The following is a 17394-nucleotide window of genomic DNA, read 5'->3' as shown; positions in this document are numbered from 1 at the left end:
TTTATTCCCGTTATTATCGTCAACCAAATTAAGAAATGAAAGCCGACAACCGTCCCGTCTCCATTTTCAACATTGCCGTTATAGTGGCATCACTGGGCTATTTCGTAGATATTTATGATCTCCTGCTGTTTACAATTGTAAGGGTTCCGAGTTTGAAATCACTGGGGCTGCCTGATAGTGAAATTGATGCCGGCGCCGGTATGCTGCTTATTAATATCCAGATGGTAGGATTGCTCATCGGGGGTATTTTCTGGGGTATTATCGGAGATAAAAAGGGGAGGCTGAGCGTTTTGTTCGGTTCTATCCTCATTTATTCTGTTGCCAATATTGCCAATGGTTTTGTTCAGGGGATCAACGGGTATGTGCTGTGGCGCTTTGTAGCCGGCTTCGGGCTGGCGGGAGAGCTGGGCGCCGGTATCACACTGGTATCGGAAATACTGCCAAAAGAGAAGCGGGGCTATGGTACCATGATTGTGGCTACTGTAGGGGTTTCCGGTGCAGTGGCTGCCAATCTGATTGCCAAGCTGGTAGGCGACTGGCGGATCTGTTATTTCATAGGAGGCGGTTTAGGACTGGCACTGCTGGTCCTGCGGGTTAGCGTAATGGAATCCCATTTATTTAATGCGGTGAAAAGTTCATCCGCTTCCAGGGGAAGTTTTATGGCCTTGTTTACTAACCGCGAGCGGTTTATCAAATACCTGAAATGTATGCTGCTGGGTACTCCTACCTGGTTTGTGGTAGGGATTCTCATCGCTTTTTCCAACAAGTTTGCCACTATGATGAACGTAAAAGGCGCCATCAGCCCCGGCGACGCGATAGCGTTTTGTTATGCGGGGCTGGTAGTAGGTGATTTCGCCTCCGGTTTGATCAGCCAGCTATGGAGAAGCCGCCGGAAAGTGATGTTATTGTTCCTCGTTTTCACCGGGATAATGGTAACTGTATATTTAAACCTGCATGGCGTAGAAACATGGGTGTTCTATACCGTATGTTGTATACTCGGTTTCAGTGTGGGCTTCTGGGCAATTTTTGTAACGATCGCAGCTGAAAGCTTTGGTACCAATCTGCGGGCTACCGTGGCTACTACTGTTCCTAATTTTGCGAGGGGAATGCTACCGTTGATCTCTATATTATTTATACAAGTACAGAAATATTTTACTTTCCTTCAAAGCGGGGCTATTGTAGCAGTGGTATGTATTGGCGTTGCGTTGATTACAGCCTGGAAGGTGGAAGAAACATTTGGCAAAGATCTTAACTACCTGGAAGAGATTTAATTAATGATAGCTATCCAGCATTTTATCCAGTAACTTATTCAGCTGGATAACCTCTTTTTCGTTTAATGACTGAAGTGTGTTATCCAGTAGCCTGATTTCCGTATCGATTTCTTTCAGCAGTTGCAGGCCCTTATCGTTGATACGTACGTCTACTGCGCGCCTGTCCATTTCACTGTTCTTACGTTCTACCAGGTCTGCTTTGCGGAGCCTTTCCACCAGGCGCGATACGTCGCTCATTTTATCGAGCATTCTTTCCTTTAAGATGTTGATGCTGGCAGCCTGTGGATGCTGACCGCGAAGGATCCGCAGTATATTAAACTGCTGCATGGTGATTCCATAACGTTTAAAAAATTGCTGGTGACGGGACGTTATCCAGTTCCCGATGAAAATCAGGCTTATCAGGCCGCGCTGATTTTCGTTTTCAAATGTTTTCTGCGTAATCAGTTTTTCCAGGTTAGACATACATTCAGAGTTAAACCAAATTTTATGAAACTAATTAGAACTGCTTCATTTAGACGGCTTTAGCCAATACAGGATCGGGGTAAAATTACGAATAAATGTGGATTTATAGTCAGGATCGCCTTCGGCGATTTTAAATTGTCTTGGAACGCTGATTACGCTGATTATGCTGATTTTGAGGATTGGATAACGTGGTGATTTTATAAAGATTAAGGGAGATATATGCGGGCATATTCGCTTATATCTCCCTTAATCTTTATAAAATCAAACAGGATCAAATCTGAATAATCAGTATAATCAGCGTAATCCTGGGAAAGACAAAATCCGTATTACGCTGTAGCGGATTGCATTTTGTCCAGTACGTCCATTACTTCTTTAACGTGTTGTGCAGAGGTATTCAGTAATTCTTTTTCGGCAGGATTGAGCTGTAGTTCGATGATCTTTTCGATGCCGTTCTTACCCAATACTACGGGTACACCCAGGTAAATATCTTTCAGTCCGTATTCGCCGGTAAGCCATGCGCAAACGGGGAAAATGCGTTTTTCATCTTTTACAATGGCTTCCACCATTTGTGCAGCGGCGGCGCCGGGTGCGTACCATGCAGAAGTACCGAGCAGGTTTACAATTTCACCACCGCCTACTTTTGTGCGTTGGATAATAGCATCCAGCTTTTCAGTGGCTACCAGTTCAGTTACCGGGATACCGCCAACGGTGGTATAACGGGGCAAAGGAACCATTGTATCGCCATGGCCACCCATCAGGATCGCCTGGATGTCTTTGGGTGAGCAACCTATTTCATCAGCCAGGAAAGCGCGGTAACGGGCGGTATCCAGGATGCCTGCCATACCAAATACCTTGCTGCTGTTTTTCTTTGCAGTGAGATAGCTGCAATAGGTCATTACATCCAGCGGGTTGCTTACAATGATAATGATAGCATCCGGGGAATGTTTTGTAATATTTTCGGTAACCGATTTCACAATATTGGCATTGGTAGAAATCAGGTCGTCCCTGCTCATACCGGGTTTACGGGGAAGTCCGGAAGTAATTACCACTACATCGCTGTTCGCGGTTTTGGTGTAATCGTTGGTTACCCCTGTAATTTTGGTGCTGTAATAATCAATGGGAGCCTGCTGCCATGTGTCCAGCGCCTTACCTTCAGCCGTTCCTTCTTTAATATCCAATAAAACCACCTCCTGCAGAAAATCTTTGTGGGCCAGTACATTGGCACACGTTGCGCCTACATTCCCGGCTCCTACTACTGTAACTTTCATTTTGTCTTTAGCTTTAAAAGTGAAGAATGAATGTGATTGAACAAATGTAAGGATTCGGCCTTACAATAATCCGCTGGCGGCTACATTTTCACAAAGCATTATTTGTTGAGATAAAGCAGCAGGGAATCGAGCTTTACTGTTCCCTCAAAACCTTTTACAAACTGTTGTTTCTTATTATATATATACAAACCAGGGAAATAATGGAGGTCATAGAAGTACATGATCTGCCGGGAAGGTTCACTCGCCATAATGATGTTGGGATAGTTCTGGATCTTATAATGATCGTAATATTCCTTCATTTGTTCCACTTTGAAGGGAGTGACCATCACGATCTGTGTTTTTTTGAACTTGTCAATATTTTTCAGCATTTCCTCAGTGAGGTGTTTGCAGTGGTCACAGTCAACACTGAATACAAAGAGCATGGTCTTCTCATTTTTCTTCAGGTCATTTTTGGTGATAGTGTGGCCATCAACAAGGCTCAACGGAAAAGCGGGGATGATCGGGTATTGTAAATAAGGTGCTTTGGTGCTGGAATTAGCAGGCGTTTGGGCCATCAAAAACACAGGTAAACAGCTTAAAATAACGAAAAACACGTAGCGCATACTTATAAAAGTTTCTTGATTTGAGTTTAAAATTACCGGATAAATGTCATTATTTGAATAAAAAAGCCGAAAATTGAGCCGAAAAGGGACTAATCTCTCTAATTTTGGGAATTAGTTGCTTGTTCATATGCGAAAATTTTTACTTTTGCAATCCGTATAAATTTTTAACTTAAAATCAGTAACCTATTTATGGCTACCACCGCAGATATCAGAACAGGATTAATTATCAAGCTGGATAACAGCTTGTATTCTGTTGTAGAGTTTGGTCAGAACAAAACCGCCCGTGCAGCCGCAAAGGTTTGGGCTAAATTGAAGGGCGTTGACAATAGCCGTTCCATTGAGCACACTTGGAACTCAGGTGATACTATCTTTCCAATCCGTATTGAGAAGAAACCTTTTCAGTATTTATATAAAGATGATACCGGCTACAATTTCATGGACAATGAAACATTTGAGCAGATCGCTATGCCGGAAACAGCAATCGATGCACCTCAGTTTCTGAAAGAAGGACAGGAAGTAAGTGTACAGATCAATACAGAAACTGAACAGTACATGGCTGTTGAACTGCCTGATAAAATTGTAGTACTGGTTACTTATTCTGAACCCGGTGTGAAAGGTGATACGGCTACCCGTACCCTGAAACCAGCTACCGTTGAAACCGGTGCCACTGTGATGGTTCCACTGTTTGTAGACGAAGGAGAACTGATCCGTGTAAACACCAAAAATGGTGAGTACATCGAAAGAGTAAAAGCATAAATAAATCATTTCTGAAATACTGGTTTTCAGAGAAAAGCAACTTTGTTTCAGAAAGATATGTCTGAAACAAAGTTGCTGAATGCGTGAAAAAGTATTTGTCATATTCTATATATTTCTAAACCAAAAACTGTCTACATGGACTTTAAACAGATTCAGGAACTGGTAAAAATGATCAACAAATCAAATATCAGTGAACTGAGCATTGAACAGGACAAGTTTAAGATTACAATAAAGCAGAAGGATAATGAAGTTCAGCAGGTAATCACTGTTCCTGCAACCATGGCACCCGTTCAGGCAGTAGCCGCTGTAACTCCTGCAGCAGCTCCGGCCACCGCAGCATCAGCCGCTGCACCTGCTGCCCCTGCCAAAGCAGATAACCTGGTAACCATCAAATCTCCCATGATTGGTACCTTCTACCGCAGCGCCGGTCCGGATAAAGCACCATTCGTAAATGTTGGTGACGAAGTAACTTCCGGTAAAGTGGTGTGCATCATCGAAGCAATGAAGTTATTCAACGAAATAGAGAGTGAAGTAAGTGGGAAAATTGTGAAAGTACTGGTAGATGACGCTTCTCCGGTAGAATACGATCAACCTTTATTTTTAGTTGAACCATAATAATAGCCTTTACCCGTTAGCCTTTAGCTTTCAGACTTGCCAAATGGCAGTGCGCTGATGGCTAAAGGCTATCAGCTAAAAGCTAACAGCTATTATTAAACTTATAAGGAAAACAATGTTCAAAAAAATATTGATTGCCAACCGTGGTGAAATTGCCCTTCGGATTATCCGTACCTGTAAGGAAATGGGTATTAAAACGGTGGCGGTTTATTCAACAGCGGATAAAGACAGTCTGCATGTGAAATTTGCCGATGAAGCAGTATGCATCGGCAAGCCACAAAGCTCAGAGTCTTATCTGAATATCCCTCACCTGATGGCGGCTGCAGAAATCACCAATGCAGATGCGATCCACCCCGGATACGGCTTCCTGGCAGAAAATGCCCGTTTCGCTGAAATCTGTGGTGAACATGGTATCAAATTTATCGGCCCCACGCCGGAAATGATCCGGAAAATGGGGGATAAGATGACTGCCAAAGAAACCATGATTGCGGCCGGCGTACCGGTTATTCCAGGTTCTGAAGGTTTGCTCCAGAGCGTGGAAGAGGCGAAAGTCATCGCTAAAAACATGGGACTCCCCGTAATCATCAAAGCTACCGCCGGTGGCGGTGGCAAAGGCATGCGTGTGGTATGGGAAGAAAGCGAGCTGGAAACAGCCTACAACATGGCTAAAAATGAAGCCCGTGCCTCCTTCAGTAACGACGGTATCTACATGGAGAAATTCGTGGAAGAACCCCGCCATATTGAAATCCAGGTTGCGGGTGATCAATACGGTAAAGTATGTCACCTCAGTGAAAGGGATTGCTCTATCCAGCGTCGTCACCAGAAGCTGGTAGAAGAATCACCTTCTCCGTTTATGACGCCTGAGCTGCGTGAGAAAATGGGGGATGCTGCTATCAGGGCGGCCAGCGCTATCAATTACGAAAGCGTGGGTACCATTGAATTCCTGGTAGACAAGCACCGCAACTTCTACTTCATGGAAATGAACACACGTATCCAGGTAGAACACGGGGTTACAGAAGAAGTGATCAACTTCGACCTGGTAAAAGAGCAGATCAAAATTGCTGCGGGGATTCCTATCTCCGGAAAAAATTATACGCCACAGATGCACGCCATCGAGTGCCGTATCAATGCGGAAGATCCTTACAACGATTTCCGCCCATCTCCCGGTAAAATTACTACCCTGCATATCCCCGGTGGTCATGGTGTGAGAGTGGATTCACACATCTATGCCGGTTATGTAATTCCGCCTTACTATGATTCCATGGTAGCGAAAATTATCACGATGGCGCAAACCCGTGAAGAAGCAATTAACACAATGGAACGAGCCCTGAGTGAGTTTGTAATTGAAGGGGTGAAAACAACGATTCCTTTCCACCAGCAGCTGATGCGCGATGAAAACTTCCGTAAAGGTAACTTTACCACGAAGTTTACAGAAACGTTTAAGCTGGTATAACGGTAACGGATATACTATTTGGAAAAGTCCTCCTGGTTTGACCAGGGGGACTTTTTCGTTTGTTGTTAATTATATTTAATCTCCAGTTTTTTGAAGTTGAAATTCAGGAATTGGAACTCCTGATGTGTTTCTTTTGCAGTGATGCTGACCGGCAGGCCGTAGTTATTGTACTGATCTGCCACAAAGGGATTGTTAACACTGTAGTCCCTGTCGTTGAACATCCATATTTTATGAAGCTGATGCGGGTTTAATTTATCATCGTAAATGGGGTACACATCAATGGGAGGAGAGGTTTGTCCCTGCCAGAAGTTAACCGTGGAAATCTTATATGCATTGCCGGCGGCATTGTAATGATAGTAAACGGTGGTTATGCCGTAATATTCTTCCGGAAATTGTTTCCTGACGGATTTTACAATCCTGTCCTTATTGTCATAGCTGAAATACTCCACTGCGGTATTATACCCGGAGGTGACTGTCATGGTACTACGATCATAGATCCCAATAGTAAATGTGCTGTCGGTGGTCACTCTGCCTTTGTTATCAGTGATGTATTTGTGGGCTATTTCAAAAAAGGGGAGGTCATCTGAATAGGCGCCGATAATACATTTGAGCGTGTGTTTGTTATCATATCCTATCAGGAACTGCGGATAACCGGTTGTCACCTGTGTGGCAATCAGGCTAACCGGGTTTCCTTTATTGTTGTAAGAGATCCGGACAGAATCCAGCAGGTCATCGTACCCGTGAATACCTTTCAATTGCACGATCCTGTAGTGGTTGGGGCCAGGAATGATTACCGGTGGTTTGAGGCAGCTTTGGAGCAGTAAAGGGATGGCAATAGCCATGACGCAAAGCGTTTGTAAAAGTTTGTCTTTTCATTTTGGGTAACTTGTTTTTAAATAATTCTGATTAAATAAACGTGGTGCGTACGGTACAGGAAAATCTAAATGTTATATGGGGTATTGGTATATAGGTATAATATGAAGATAAGGATAATCTGAGGTTAAACCAATACTTGCTCAGGTGGATCTCAAAACAAAGCCCCGGATGAAAATCCGGGGCTAATCATACACCAAAACAATCTTACGGTTTTATCGCAAGAAAAGCAGCTCTCTGTATTTAGGCAGCGCCCATTTTTTGTCGTCCACCAGGAACTCCAGTTTGTCGGAGTGGTAGCGGATAACATCAAAGTACGGCTTAATCTTTTCACAGTAGTCAATCGCTTTCTGACGGCTGTCGGTAAGCTTATTAGTTACCTTACGCGCCTCGATCATAGCCTGTACATTTTCACTAATAACATTAATATGTTCAGCTATTTTAGCAGCAATTTGTTTTTGAGCTTTTACTGATTCGTCGCCCAGGCCAATTCCTTTCAGACCGTTGATATTGACTACCAGGTCGTTCAGGTAGCTGATAGCAGACGGGAGGATGGTGTTGGTAGCGAGATCGCCGATTACACGGGCTTCGATCTGCACTTTCTTCACATAATCTTCCAGCAGAATTTCATGGCGTGCGTGCAGTTCTTTTTCGTTGTAAACGCCGGTATCAGCATAAAGTTTGGTTGCTTTAGGAGTGATCATTGCATCCAGAGCTTTAGGAGTGGTTTTTACGTTTGGTAAACCTCTTCTTTCAGCTTCTTTCTCCCATTCTTCGCTGTATCCGTCGCCTTCGAACAGTATCTTTTCCGAATCTACAATATATTTACGAAGAGTTTGCATGATCGCAATCTCTTTTTTCTCACCTTTTTCGATCAGTGAATCTACTTCCGCTTTAAAGTCAACCAGGGTTTTAGCCATGATAGTATTCAGAACGGTCATTGCAGAAGCACAGTTGGCAGAAGAACCTACCGCGCGGAATTCAAACTTGTTGCCGGTGAAAGCAAAAGGAGAAGTACGGTTACGGTCAGTGTTATCCAGCAACAGTTCAGGAATATGACGGTGCAGATCCAGTTTCAGGATAGCTTCGTCCTGTTCGTCGAACTTGTTGTTTACACGGTTTTTAACTTCCTGCAGTACATCAAACAGGTATTTACCGGTAAATACGGAGATGATGGCAGGAGGTGCTTCGTTAGCGCCCAGACGGAAGTCGTTGCTTGGAGAAGCAATAGCAGCTCTCATCAGGTCAGCGTAGTCATGCACCGCTTTAATAGTGTTCACAAAGAAAGTGAGGAACATCAGGTTGGTCTTCGGAGTTTTACCGGGAGCCAGCAGGTTTACACCAGTATCGGTGGACATGCTCCAGTTGTTGTGTTTACCGGAACCGTTGATGCCTGCAAAAGGTTTCTCGTGCAGTAACACTTTCAGTTTGTGACGTTTTGCCACTTTATTCATTACATCCATCAGCAGGGAGTTGTGATCCACTGCGATGTTTACTTCTTCAAATATAGGAGCGCACTCGAACTGTGAAGGAGCAACTTCATTATGACGCGTTCTTAAAGGAATACCCAGTTTGTAGGATTCTACTTCGAAATCGCGCATGTAAGCGTAAGCACGCTCAGGAATAGCACCGAAGTAGTGATCTTCCAGCTGCTGACCTTTGGAAGGAGCATGACCAACAACAGTGCGGCCAGTCATGATCAGATCAGGACGGGCGTTCGCCATTGTTTCGTCTACCAGGAAGTATTCCTGTTCCCAACCCAGGGTACCGGTTACTTTGGTAACGTTTTTATCGAAATAGTTACATACGTCTACTGCAGCTTTGTCCATTGCAGCCAGTGCTTTCAGCAGTGGTGCTTTGTAGTCCAGGGATTCGCCGGTGTAGGCAACAAAGATCGTAGGTATGCAGAGTGTTTTACCATAACCCTGCTCAAGGATAAATGCAGGAGAGGAAGGATCCCAGGCAGTGTAGCCGCGGGCTTCGAAGGTAGCTCTCAAACCACCGTTAGGGAAACTGGAAGCATCTGGTTCCTGTTGTACCAGTGCATCACCATCAAAGGTTTCCAGTGCAGTGCCATCACCTTTCAAAGTGAAAAATGAATCATGTTTTTCTGCGGTAGTGCCGGTCAATGGCTGAAACCAGTGTGTGTAATGAGTCACACCTTTTTTCATCGCCCATGCTTTCATGCCTGAAGCGATCTGCTCGGACATTTTACGTTCCAGCTTGGTGCCATTTTTAACAGAGTTCATCAGGCTTTTATAAGCCTCATCGCTCAGATATTCCCGAACAACTTTACCAGAGAAAACATTGCTGCCAAATACATCGGTAATTTTACCGTCATGTTCGGTGAGAGTGGAGTCTACGCCAGCTAATCCTTCCAGCGCTTTGAAACGTAACGATTGCATGCTGTAAATTATTTTACACAAAAGAACGCATCCATCGCTATAAATGCAAATAAATTGTTCATTTTAACTGAAAAATTACATTTAGGGCTTTAAAAGGGGTATTTTTTTATCATTTCATTAAATATTTGGAGCAGATAGACTTTAAATCTGATGAATTTAAAAATAAATAATATGATACCTGCCTGCAAAAAAACTGCAGAAAAGCCACCACAGGGTACTCTTGGCATTTGCAGGAAAATCATGTACTTTTGCGACTTCTTTTAAATATCTCGTTTTTTATACTTAAATACATGCAAACCACCGTAGAAATTGCTGAACAGCTAGGACTTACCGCTGACGAGTTTGAACGAATTAAATCTATTTTAGGCCGTACCCCCAATTTTACCGAGTTAAGTATGTACTCAGTAATGTGGAGTGAGCACTGCTCTTACAAAAACTCAATCGTTTGGCTGAAGTCTCTGCCCCGCGAAGGCGACAGGCTCCTGGTTAAAGCAGGAGAAGAAAATGCCGGTCTGGTAGATATAGGTGATGGCTACGCGGTGGTATTTAAAATAGAATCGCATAACCACCCCTCCGCTATCGAACCCTTCCAGGGCGCCGCTACCGGCGTTGGTGGCATTCACCGCGATATCTTTACAATGGGTGCACGTCCCATTGCCGCACTGAACTCCCTTCGCTTTGGTAATATTAATGATAAGAAAACACAACACCTGGTAAAAGGTATTGTACATGGTATAGGTCACTACGGTAACTGCTTCGGCGTTCCTACCGTAGGCGGCGAAACTTATTTTGAAGAATGCTACGGTACCAACCCGCTCGTAAACGCATTCAGCGCAGGTATCGTAAAAGTAGGTCAAACTGTTTCCGCTACTTCATACGGTGAAGGAAATCCTGTTTTCATTGTTGGCTCTGCTACCGGTAAAGACGGTATCGGAGGAGCTTCCTTTGCTTCTGCCAATATCACGGAAGACAGCGTGGAAGATTTGCCTGCCGTTCAGGTAGGAGATCCTTTCCAGGAAAAGAAACTGCTGGAAGCCTGCCTGGAAATCATCAAAACCAATGCTATTATTGGTATGCAGGATATGGGTGCTGCCGGTATCACCTGCTCCACTGCAGAAATGAGCGCAAAAGGCGAACATGGTATGAACATCTGGTTAGATAAAGTACCTACCCGCCAGAAAGATATGAAAGCATGGGAAATGCTGCTGAGCGAAAGCCAGGAGCGCATGCTGATAGTAGTGAAGAAAGGAGAAGAAAAACCAGTGCTGGATATCTTCGAAAAATGGGACCTGCACTGCGTTCAGATCGGTGAAGTTACCAAAGATAAAAACCTGAAGTTCTATATGAACGGCGAACTGGAAGCAGATGTTCCTGCGGAAAGTATGGTACTAGGCGGCGGCGCTCCCCAATATCACCGCGCTTACACAGAACCAGCCTACTTCGCTAAAGTAAAAGCATTCGATATTCAGAATATCCCTGATACAGAACATCCGCGTTTTGTAGCAGAAAGAATGGTTGCATTACCAAACATCGCTTCCAAACGCTGGATCTACAACCAGTACGACAGCATGGTGGGTACTGCAAACGCCACCACCAACGCACCAAGCGATGCTGCTATCGTATTGGTAAAACCAACGAAGAAAGCATTGGCAATGACTACCGACTGTAACGGCCGTTACGTATTTGCCGATCCTCATAAAGGCGGACAGATAGCGGTGGCAGAAGCTGCACGTAACATCGTTTGCTCCGGTGGCGAACCAGTTGCTATCACCAACTGCCTCAACTTCGGTAACCCCTACGATCCGGAAGTGTACTACCAGTTTGTACACGCCGTACAAGGTATGGGTGAAGCCTGCCGTAAATTCAATACACCCGTTACCGGTGGTAACGTGAGCTTCTATAACCAGTCACCCGACGGTCCGGTTTATCCTACACCAACCATCGGTATGGTGGGTATCCTCGACACGCTCGATCAGCGTATCACCCTTAACTTCAAGGAAGAAGGCGACCTGGTATACCTGGTAGGCCGCAGCCGCAACGATATCAACAGCTCTGAATACCTGCACAAGATCATTGGTATAGAATACAGCCCTGCACCGCATTTCAATCTCGATGAAGAACTGCACCTGCAACAGGCAATCACCAAACTGAACAAAGCAAAACTGATCCAGTCTGCACACGATGTAAGCGACGGCGGTTTATTTGTTACCCTGCTCGAAAGCGCTATGCCATCCGGCCTGGGCTTTGAACTGGCGCTCAACAACAAATTCCGTAAAGATGCTTACCTCTTCGGTGAAAGCCAGAGCCGTGTAGTGGTAACCGTTAAGCCGGCAGATAAAGAGAAGTTCGAAGCGCTGTTACACGGTTTGGTAGATGCGTCAGATAACTCTGTACGCTACGAAAAACTAGGTGTTGTAACCGGTGAATCCATTAAAGTAAATGGGGATGACTGGGGCAATGTAAGTACCTGGAAAAAAACATATGATACCGCCATTGAAGAGCATCTGAAGAAATAATCTTCCGCTTTTCAACAACATAAAAAAGGGTTCGCATAGCTTTTATGCGAACCCTTTTTATTTCGGTGAATTATCAGAAACTGTATTTGAATCCCAGGTTAAATCTAGCGCCACTTCCTTTGATATAGGAATCGGTACGCACCCTTCCTTGTGAGGTAACAGGATAGTAGTCGGCATTCAGCAGGTTATCCACACCCAGGCGGATAGATGCAGCCTGGCTGAAACGGTAGCCGGTATATAAGTTCACCAGGTAGAAATCCCCCACAGGACCATTGCCCAGGTCGTACTGACCGGTAGTGGCGTTTACGTCAAAGCGTTTGCGCACGCCGGAATAAATGTAGTACACCCCAAGATCCCACTGCTTCAGCGGGGAATAGTTCACGTTGAATGTCATTTTATCGGGTGAAATGCGGGTGGTGGGCAAATAGGTTTTAGTGCCGTTCACCTCTTTCTTTCCTTCTACATGAGAATAGGCACCGCTGGCATACAGGTTGGGCAGGAACTGGTAGCCGGCAGTAAATTCAAAGCCCTGTACCCTTTCAGGAGCGCGCTCCGGCACTGCTACACCGTTTACATCTTTCAGGCTGGTACCAAGATCGGAGGTGCTGATAAAATACGAACCGGATGCATTGAACTTCCCGATGTTACTGTTAAAGCCAGCTTCATAGTTGTTGGTGATAATGGCTTCAGTTTCAATGGTATTAATACTGGTGGCGCCATTGCTGACTGCTTTTGCCAGTCGCAGTGTGCGGCCCAGGTCGTACAGCGAGAAGCTCTGTGAATAACTCACAAAAGGATTGAACACCGGGAACTTCGTATACCGTAAGCCTGCGTTGAATACCAGCGCTTCGTAAGGAAGTTCGCCGCCTTTTACAAATACGCCGCCGGCATAGTTACCAAATTTGATAGTTGTATAATCCGGGATGTCCAGGGAAATATTTTCATACCGTACGCCTGCCTTCACCAGGAAATCTTTGAAGACTACCGTTTTCAGCTGTGCGTAGGGCGCATAGTTTTTCATATTCATCTCCGGCACAAACGGACGGCCGTCGGTGAGTGGCTGGGATGTTTTATCATTAAGGACATCCACACCCCAGGTAACATCTCCGGATAAATTGGGATGGAAATTGAAAACGGTGTTGAAGTTCAGCCGCGCGCCCATTTTTTTGGAAGCAATGGCAGAATTGCCCGGAGGCGCATAAAAATCGGACCATTCAAATACCGTGTAGAAGTCTTGATAGTAAAGGTTTACATTCAGTGAGGTGTTGCGGAAAATATTTTTATTGGTATAATTCACGTAAGCATTGTGATTATAGGGGGTGCCTTGTTTATCACCGGGATTGGTGCCCACTACGCCAATGATCGGGCTTTTGCCAAATTCGCCGCCTTCATCCACGTAGGTACTGTTCTGCATGGTGCGGTAATAGTTGTACATCACTTCGATGCGGTTATTGGCATTGATATCGTATCCCAGTTTTGCAAACAGGTTTACGTTTTCATTCTGGCTGAGCGACTGGAAAGGGGCGATTACTTCACCGTTTGCATCTTTGTTCACACCTGTTTGTTCATAGGTACCGCTTACCACGTAATCAAATTTATTGAGTTTGCCGGAGAAGTTCTGGGAGATGCGGCCGCCGAGGCTGTTGGCGCCATTGGTAAGGGAACCGGCGGTGCTGATATCGGTGCTTCCGCTGAAACGTTTGTCCGGGTTGGCTTTGATGGTAATGAAGTTAATGATACCGCCGTCGGCGCCATTGCCATAAATAGCAGTGGAGCCTTTGATCACCTCCACTCTTTCAATAACGGACACGTCTATACTGCGCATATCTTTATCGCCGTTGCGCAGCGGGGTGGATTGCGGGATGCCATCGATCATGATGAGCATGCCGCGGCCGCGCAGGGTTTGTCCTTTGTTGGTGGAAGTATTGGTGCCCAGTGTAAGTCCGGGTACATTCATGCTGAGCAGCTGGTTAATATCGGTGGTGATCGCGCTTTGTTCCCTTAATTTTTTTCCGGAGATGATGGTAATGGAAGATGTCACGGTGCCCAATGTTTCTTTATTACGGCTGGCGGTTACCACTATTTCATTCAGACCTACATCAGATGGTTGAATGATACTATCAGTTGTGGGCACGGGGGCACCCTGTATTTGCTGTGCTGCTGCCTGCATGGTGGCTGCAATGACTATTAATGCTGCTACTAAAGCCTTCTTCATTTTCTGTTTCCGTGTATTTTGATAATAAATTTTCTGCGGTACCAGATCAGGAATCCTGATACGGATAACACGCCGGGGGTTAGGGCAAGCAGTGAATAAATGATTTTCAGGAAGATGCCACCGTAGTTGCCGAAGTGGAGGGGAGCGATAGAGGCATTGAACTTATCGCTGAAAGAGGCGTTGCGGAAGTCCACCTTTTTTTTAACGGCGCCTTGTTCATCGATGGATACCGACGAAGCGTATTCTCCGAAGAATGCGGATTCATGGGCATGACCGAGTATCCGTACCGGGTCGCCTGCTTTTTTAGGAGGGCGGAGACCGGTGGCCCGGAAGCCGGGGATAGTAGCCGCAGCTTTGATGAGCAGGGGTTCATATTCACCGGGAAAAGGAACAGCCGTATATCCTGCCTTGGTGTTTTTCCGCGCGTCAATTACTTTCAGTTCCATCATGAAGCCGGTAAAAGAGATGAGGAGGTTGAAAAGCAGCGCCCACACGCCGACGATGCGGTGCAGGTTGCGCCAGCGCCGGGTGCGGTTATGCCATTCCAGCGGCTGCCGGAAGGTGAGTACTTTGCCCAGTGAATGCCGGTATACAAACAGGCCGGTGAGAACAGATAAAAACAGTCCTATTCCTGTAATTAAGACGATTACAGCCCCTGTTTTGCCACTTAGCAGGGTGAAGTGCAGATACATGACGTAGCCTGTAAAATGGTCTGTATTGGCGTATTGTTGTAATATTTTGCCGGTATAGGGGTTCAGGAAGATGTATACTTTGTGATCTGCTGAATATTCGGCCCGCAGCACGGTACTTTCGCCGGGCGCCTGCGGGAGTCTTACAAAAAACAGGTAGGGATTTCCGGGAAGCGCCTGGCGGGCGTCTTTCATTTGTTCCTGCAATGTTCTGGGAACTGCCTGTGGCGGAACGTGATAGGCATGGGCATACACTGCATGATCTATTTCATCGCTGAATACCAGCATGCTGCCGGTAATGCTCACCAATAGCAGCATAGCACCGGCTATCAGCCCGGTAATTCTGTGCAGGCGGAAAAATTGCTTGCTCCATTGAATGTTGAACACCTGTCTTTTATCAGTTTGACTTAAAAAATTATACCCGGCGTTAACGAAAGTGCTATAGACACTTTTGCCGCCTCACCTCGTCACCGCCATAATGGTTAAAAGGTTGAGTATGTATTGCTTCCGCCGCGAAGTTACCGCGGGATGCGGGAAACCGTTTACGCAAAGGGGAAAATTATTGATCGGATGGGAAAAAAATGGCTGCATTAACATCCTGGTGATTTATTGTTGCAGTTGAAATCTTTAACAAGCCATTAACAAAATCCAACGTATGTGTTATATTTTTTTGGTAAAATCTGAGCTATTTTTGATAAGCATCAATGAATAAAAAGACCGAATTAGAATAAAAGAACTCTTATAAAATACTTGGAATCACTTGGTTATTCCAATTTCTATGAAAACCAGTTGTTCTCTACCATGTCCTGATGAAATCTAATGAAAAATTACACCTAGTGAAAGAACGATTTGAAGTAAAGGGCTGATTAAAATCAGCCCTTTTTGTTTTTCCCGGTTATTTTGCCGTACCTTCTTTTGCCATAACCCCTCTGGCCTTTTCCCATTTTAAATAGAAAAGCCTTCCTGGAAAGCAGGAAGGCTTTTAATATGATAGCGTGTGTCAGTTATACCATTGGGATCTCTGCCACCTCGTACACTTTCTCGTCCAGTTTTGCTTTGGTTTCGCTGAATGCCTTGAGGGTAAGTTCAATATCCTCATCGCTGTGCGCAGCAGTTGGGATCAGGCGGTAAATGATCTGTCCTTTTGGAATAACAGGGTATACCACGATAGAACAGAAGATGTTATAATTCTCGCGCAGATCCAGGCACATAGCAGTCGCCTCGGGGATATCGCCCTGCAGGTAGATAGGTGTTACCGGGGAATTGGTTCTGCCAATATTGAACCCACGTTCTTTCAGGCCACTCTGCAGTTTATTCACATTCTCCCACAGTTTAGCCTTCATTTCCGGATGCTGACGCATCAACTGCACACGTTTCAGGTGGCCGATAACGATCGGTAAAGGAATGGATTTCGCGAAGATCTGGGAGCGCATGTTATAGCGCAGGTAATTGATGATCTGTTTTTCGCCGCTGATGAAAGCGCCGATAGAAGCACCGGACTTTGCAAAAGTATTGAACAGCAGGTCGATCTTATCCTGAACGCCTTGTTCTTCACCGGTACCGGCGCCGGTTTTACCCATTGTTCCAAAGCCATGGGCATCATCAACCAGCAGGCGGAACTCATATTTATCTTTAAATGCAGCAATTTCCTTCAGTTTACCCTGGTCGCCGGCCATGCCAAACACGCCTTCTGTAACCACGAGTATACCACCACCCTGGGTTTTAGCCAGTTCAGTAGCACGTTTCATCTGCTTGTCGAAATCTTCCATATCGTTATGCTTGAACACATAACGTTTGCCGGGGTGCAGGCGTAAACCATCCAGGATACTGGCGTGGCACTCTGCGTCATATACAATTACATCCCTGCGGCCTACTACTGCATCAATGGCACTCATGATGCCCTGGTAACCGTAGTTCAGTAAGGTAGTTGCTTCTTTGCCCATGTAGTCAGACAGCTCATTCTCCAGCTGCTCATGGTAGTTGGTATTTCCGCTCATCATACGCGCTCCCATTGGAGAGGCCATTCCATAGTCTGCGGCAGCTTTGGCGTCGGTAGCGCGCACCTCCGGGTGGTTGGCCAAACCCAGATAGTTGTTCAGGCTCCAGACAATCTTTTCATTACCCCGGAAGTTCATACGGGGGCCTATTTCTCCTTCCAGTTTAGGAAAGGCAAAATAGCCGTGGGCTCTGTCTGAATGTTCCCCGATAGGGCCCAGATGTTTCAGCAGTTTCTCGAAAATATCCATACGATATATTATGTAATGGTTAA

Annotated in this window: 13 protein-coding genes; 5 read left to right on the top strand and 8 right to left on the bottom strand. The window is 45.4% G+C overall.

Going from position 1 to position 17394, the window contains the following annotated elements; translation table 11 throughout:
- The first annotated feature begins 35 nt into the window (after window positions 1-35).
- Window positions 36-1271 (top strand): MFS transporter, encoded by a 1236-nt coding sequence (locus QFZ51_RS30325; protein ID WP_429051223.1) that lies wholly within the window; start codon window positions 36-38, stop codon window positions 1269-1271.
- Here the strand turns inward: QFZ51_RS30325 and QFZ51_RS30320 are convergent, their stop codons facing one another.
- From QFZ51_RS30320 to QFZ51_RS30310, 3 genes are all read right to left on the bottom strand, one after another.
- Window positions 1272-1733 carry a MarR family winged helix-turn-helix transcriptional regulator gene (locus QFZ51_RS30320; protein WP_429051221.1) on the bottom strand — a complete coding sequence of 154 codons (462 nt, stop codon included), beginning with the start codon at window positions 1731-1733 and terminating at the stop codon, window positions 1272-1274. It lies immediately after the preceding gene.
- 326 nt (window positions 1734-2059) lie between these two features.
- Window positions 2060-3001 carry a malate dehydrogenase gene (gene mdh / locus QFZ51_RS30315; protein ID WP_370912454.1) on the bottom strand — a complete coding sequence of 314 codons (942 nt, stop codon included), beginning with the start codon at window positions 2999-3001 and terminating at the stop codon, window positions 2060-2062.
- A 98-nt stretch (window positions 3002-3099) separates the two neighbouring features.
- Window positions 3100-3603, bottom strand: a complete 504-nt coding sequence (locus tag QFZ51_RS30310; protein ID WP_429051220.1) for a peroxiredoxin family protein — start codon at window positions 3601-3603, stop codon at window positions 3100-3102.
- Between the two features lie 189 nt (window positions 3604-3792).
- On the opposite strand from QFZ51_RS30310, the gene efp reads away from it, so the two are divergent.
- The 3 genes from efp to accC all read left to right on the top strand — a co-directional run bounded on the left by efp (window position 3793) and on the right by accC (window position 6427).
- On the top strand, window positions 3793-4359 hold the full coding sequence (efp, locus tag QFZ51_RS30305) for an elongation factor P (RefSeq protein WP_370912452.1): 567 nt from the start codon (window positions 3793-3795) through the stop codon (window positions 4357-4359).
- A 135-nt stretch (window positions 4360-4494) separates the two neighbouring features.
- A complete protein-coding gene (gene accB / locus QFZ51_RS30300; RefSeq protein ID WP_429051217.1) occupies window positions 4495-4974 on the top strand; it encodes an acetyl-CoA carboxylase biotin carboxyl carrier protein in 480 nt (159 codons plus the stop codon).
- Window positions 4975-5089: 115 nt separating this feature from the next.
- Window positions 5090-6427: an acetyl-CoA carboxylase biotin carboxylase subunit gene (gene accC, locus QFZ51_RS30295; RefSeq protein ID WP_370912450.1), complete on the top strand. Its 1338-nt coding sequence runs from the start codon at window positions 5090-5092 to the stop codon at window positions 6425-6427.
- A 65-nt stretch (window positions 6428-6492) separates the two neighbouring features.
- On the opposite strand, the gene QFZ51_RS30290 is transcribed toward accC, so the two are convergent.
- Window positions 6493-7269 (bottom strand): hypothetical protein, encoded by a 777-nt coding sequence (locus tag QFZ51_RS30290; RefSeq protein ID WP_429051215.1) that lies wholly within the window; start codon window positions 7267-7269, stop codon window positions 6493-6495.
- Window positions 7270-7515: 246 nt separating this feature from the next.
- A complete protein-coding gene (locus QFZ51_RS30285) occupies window positions 7516-9705 on the bottom strand; it encodes a glutamine synthetase III (RefSeq protein WP_429051213.1) in 2190 nt (729 codons plus the stop codon).
- A gap of 290 nt (window positions 9706-9995) precedes the next feature.
- On the opposite strand from QFZ51_RS30285, the gene purL reads away from it, so the two are divergent.
- Window positions 9996-12221: a phosphoribosylformylglycinamidine synthase subunit PurL gene (purL, locus tag QFZ51_RS30280; protein WP_429051212.1), complete on the top strand. Its 2226-nt coding sequence runs from the start codon at window positions 9996-9998 to the stop codon at window positions 12219-12221.
- Between the two features lie 73 nt (window positions 12222-12294).
- On the opposite strand, the gene QFZ51_RS30275 is transcribed toward purL, so the two are convergent.
- The 3 genes from QFZ51_RS30275 to QFZ51_RS30265 all read right to left on the bottom strand — a co-directional run bounded on the left by QFZ51_RS30275 (window position 12295) and on the right by QFZ51_RS30265 (window position 17371).
- Complete coding sequence (locus tag QFZ51_RS30275) at window positions 12295-14436, bottom strand: TonB-dependent receptor (RefSeq protein ID WP_429051210.1); 2142 nt, start codon at window positions 14434-14436, stop codon at window positions 12295-12297.
- On the bottom strand, window positions 14433-15512 hold the full coding sequence (locus tag QFZ51_RS30270) for a PepSY-associated TM helix domain-containing protein (RefSeq protein WP_429051208.1): 1080 nt from the start codon (window positions 15510-15512) through the stop codon (window positions 14433-14435). Before QFZ51_RS30270 ends, QFZ51_RS30275 begins: the two co-directional genes overlap by 4 nt.
- A 617-nt stretch (window positions 15513-16129) precedes the next feature.
- Window positions 16130-17371, bottom strand: a complete 1242-nt coding sequence (locus QFZ51_RS30265) for an aminotransferase class I/II-fold pyridoxal phosphate-dependent enzyme (protein ID WP_429051206.1) — start codon at window positions 17369-17371, stop codon at window positions 16130-16132.
- Between the last annotated feature and the right edge of the window lie 23 nt (window positions 17372-17394).

The organism is Chitinophaga sp. W3I9 (assembly GCF_050434025.1).
Classification (GTDB): domain Bacteria; phylum Bacteroidota; class Bacteroidia; order Chitinophagales; family Chitinophagaceae; genus Chitinophaga.
Note: the sequence above shows the minus strand (reverse complement) of the source record. Positions and strands in the feature narration are given on the sequence as shown.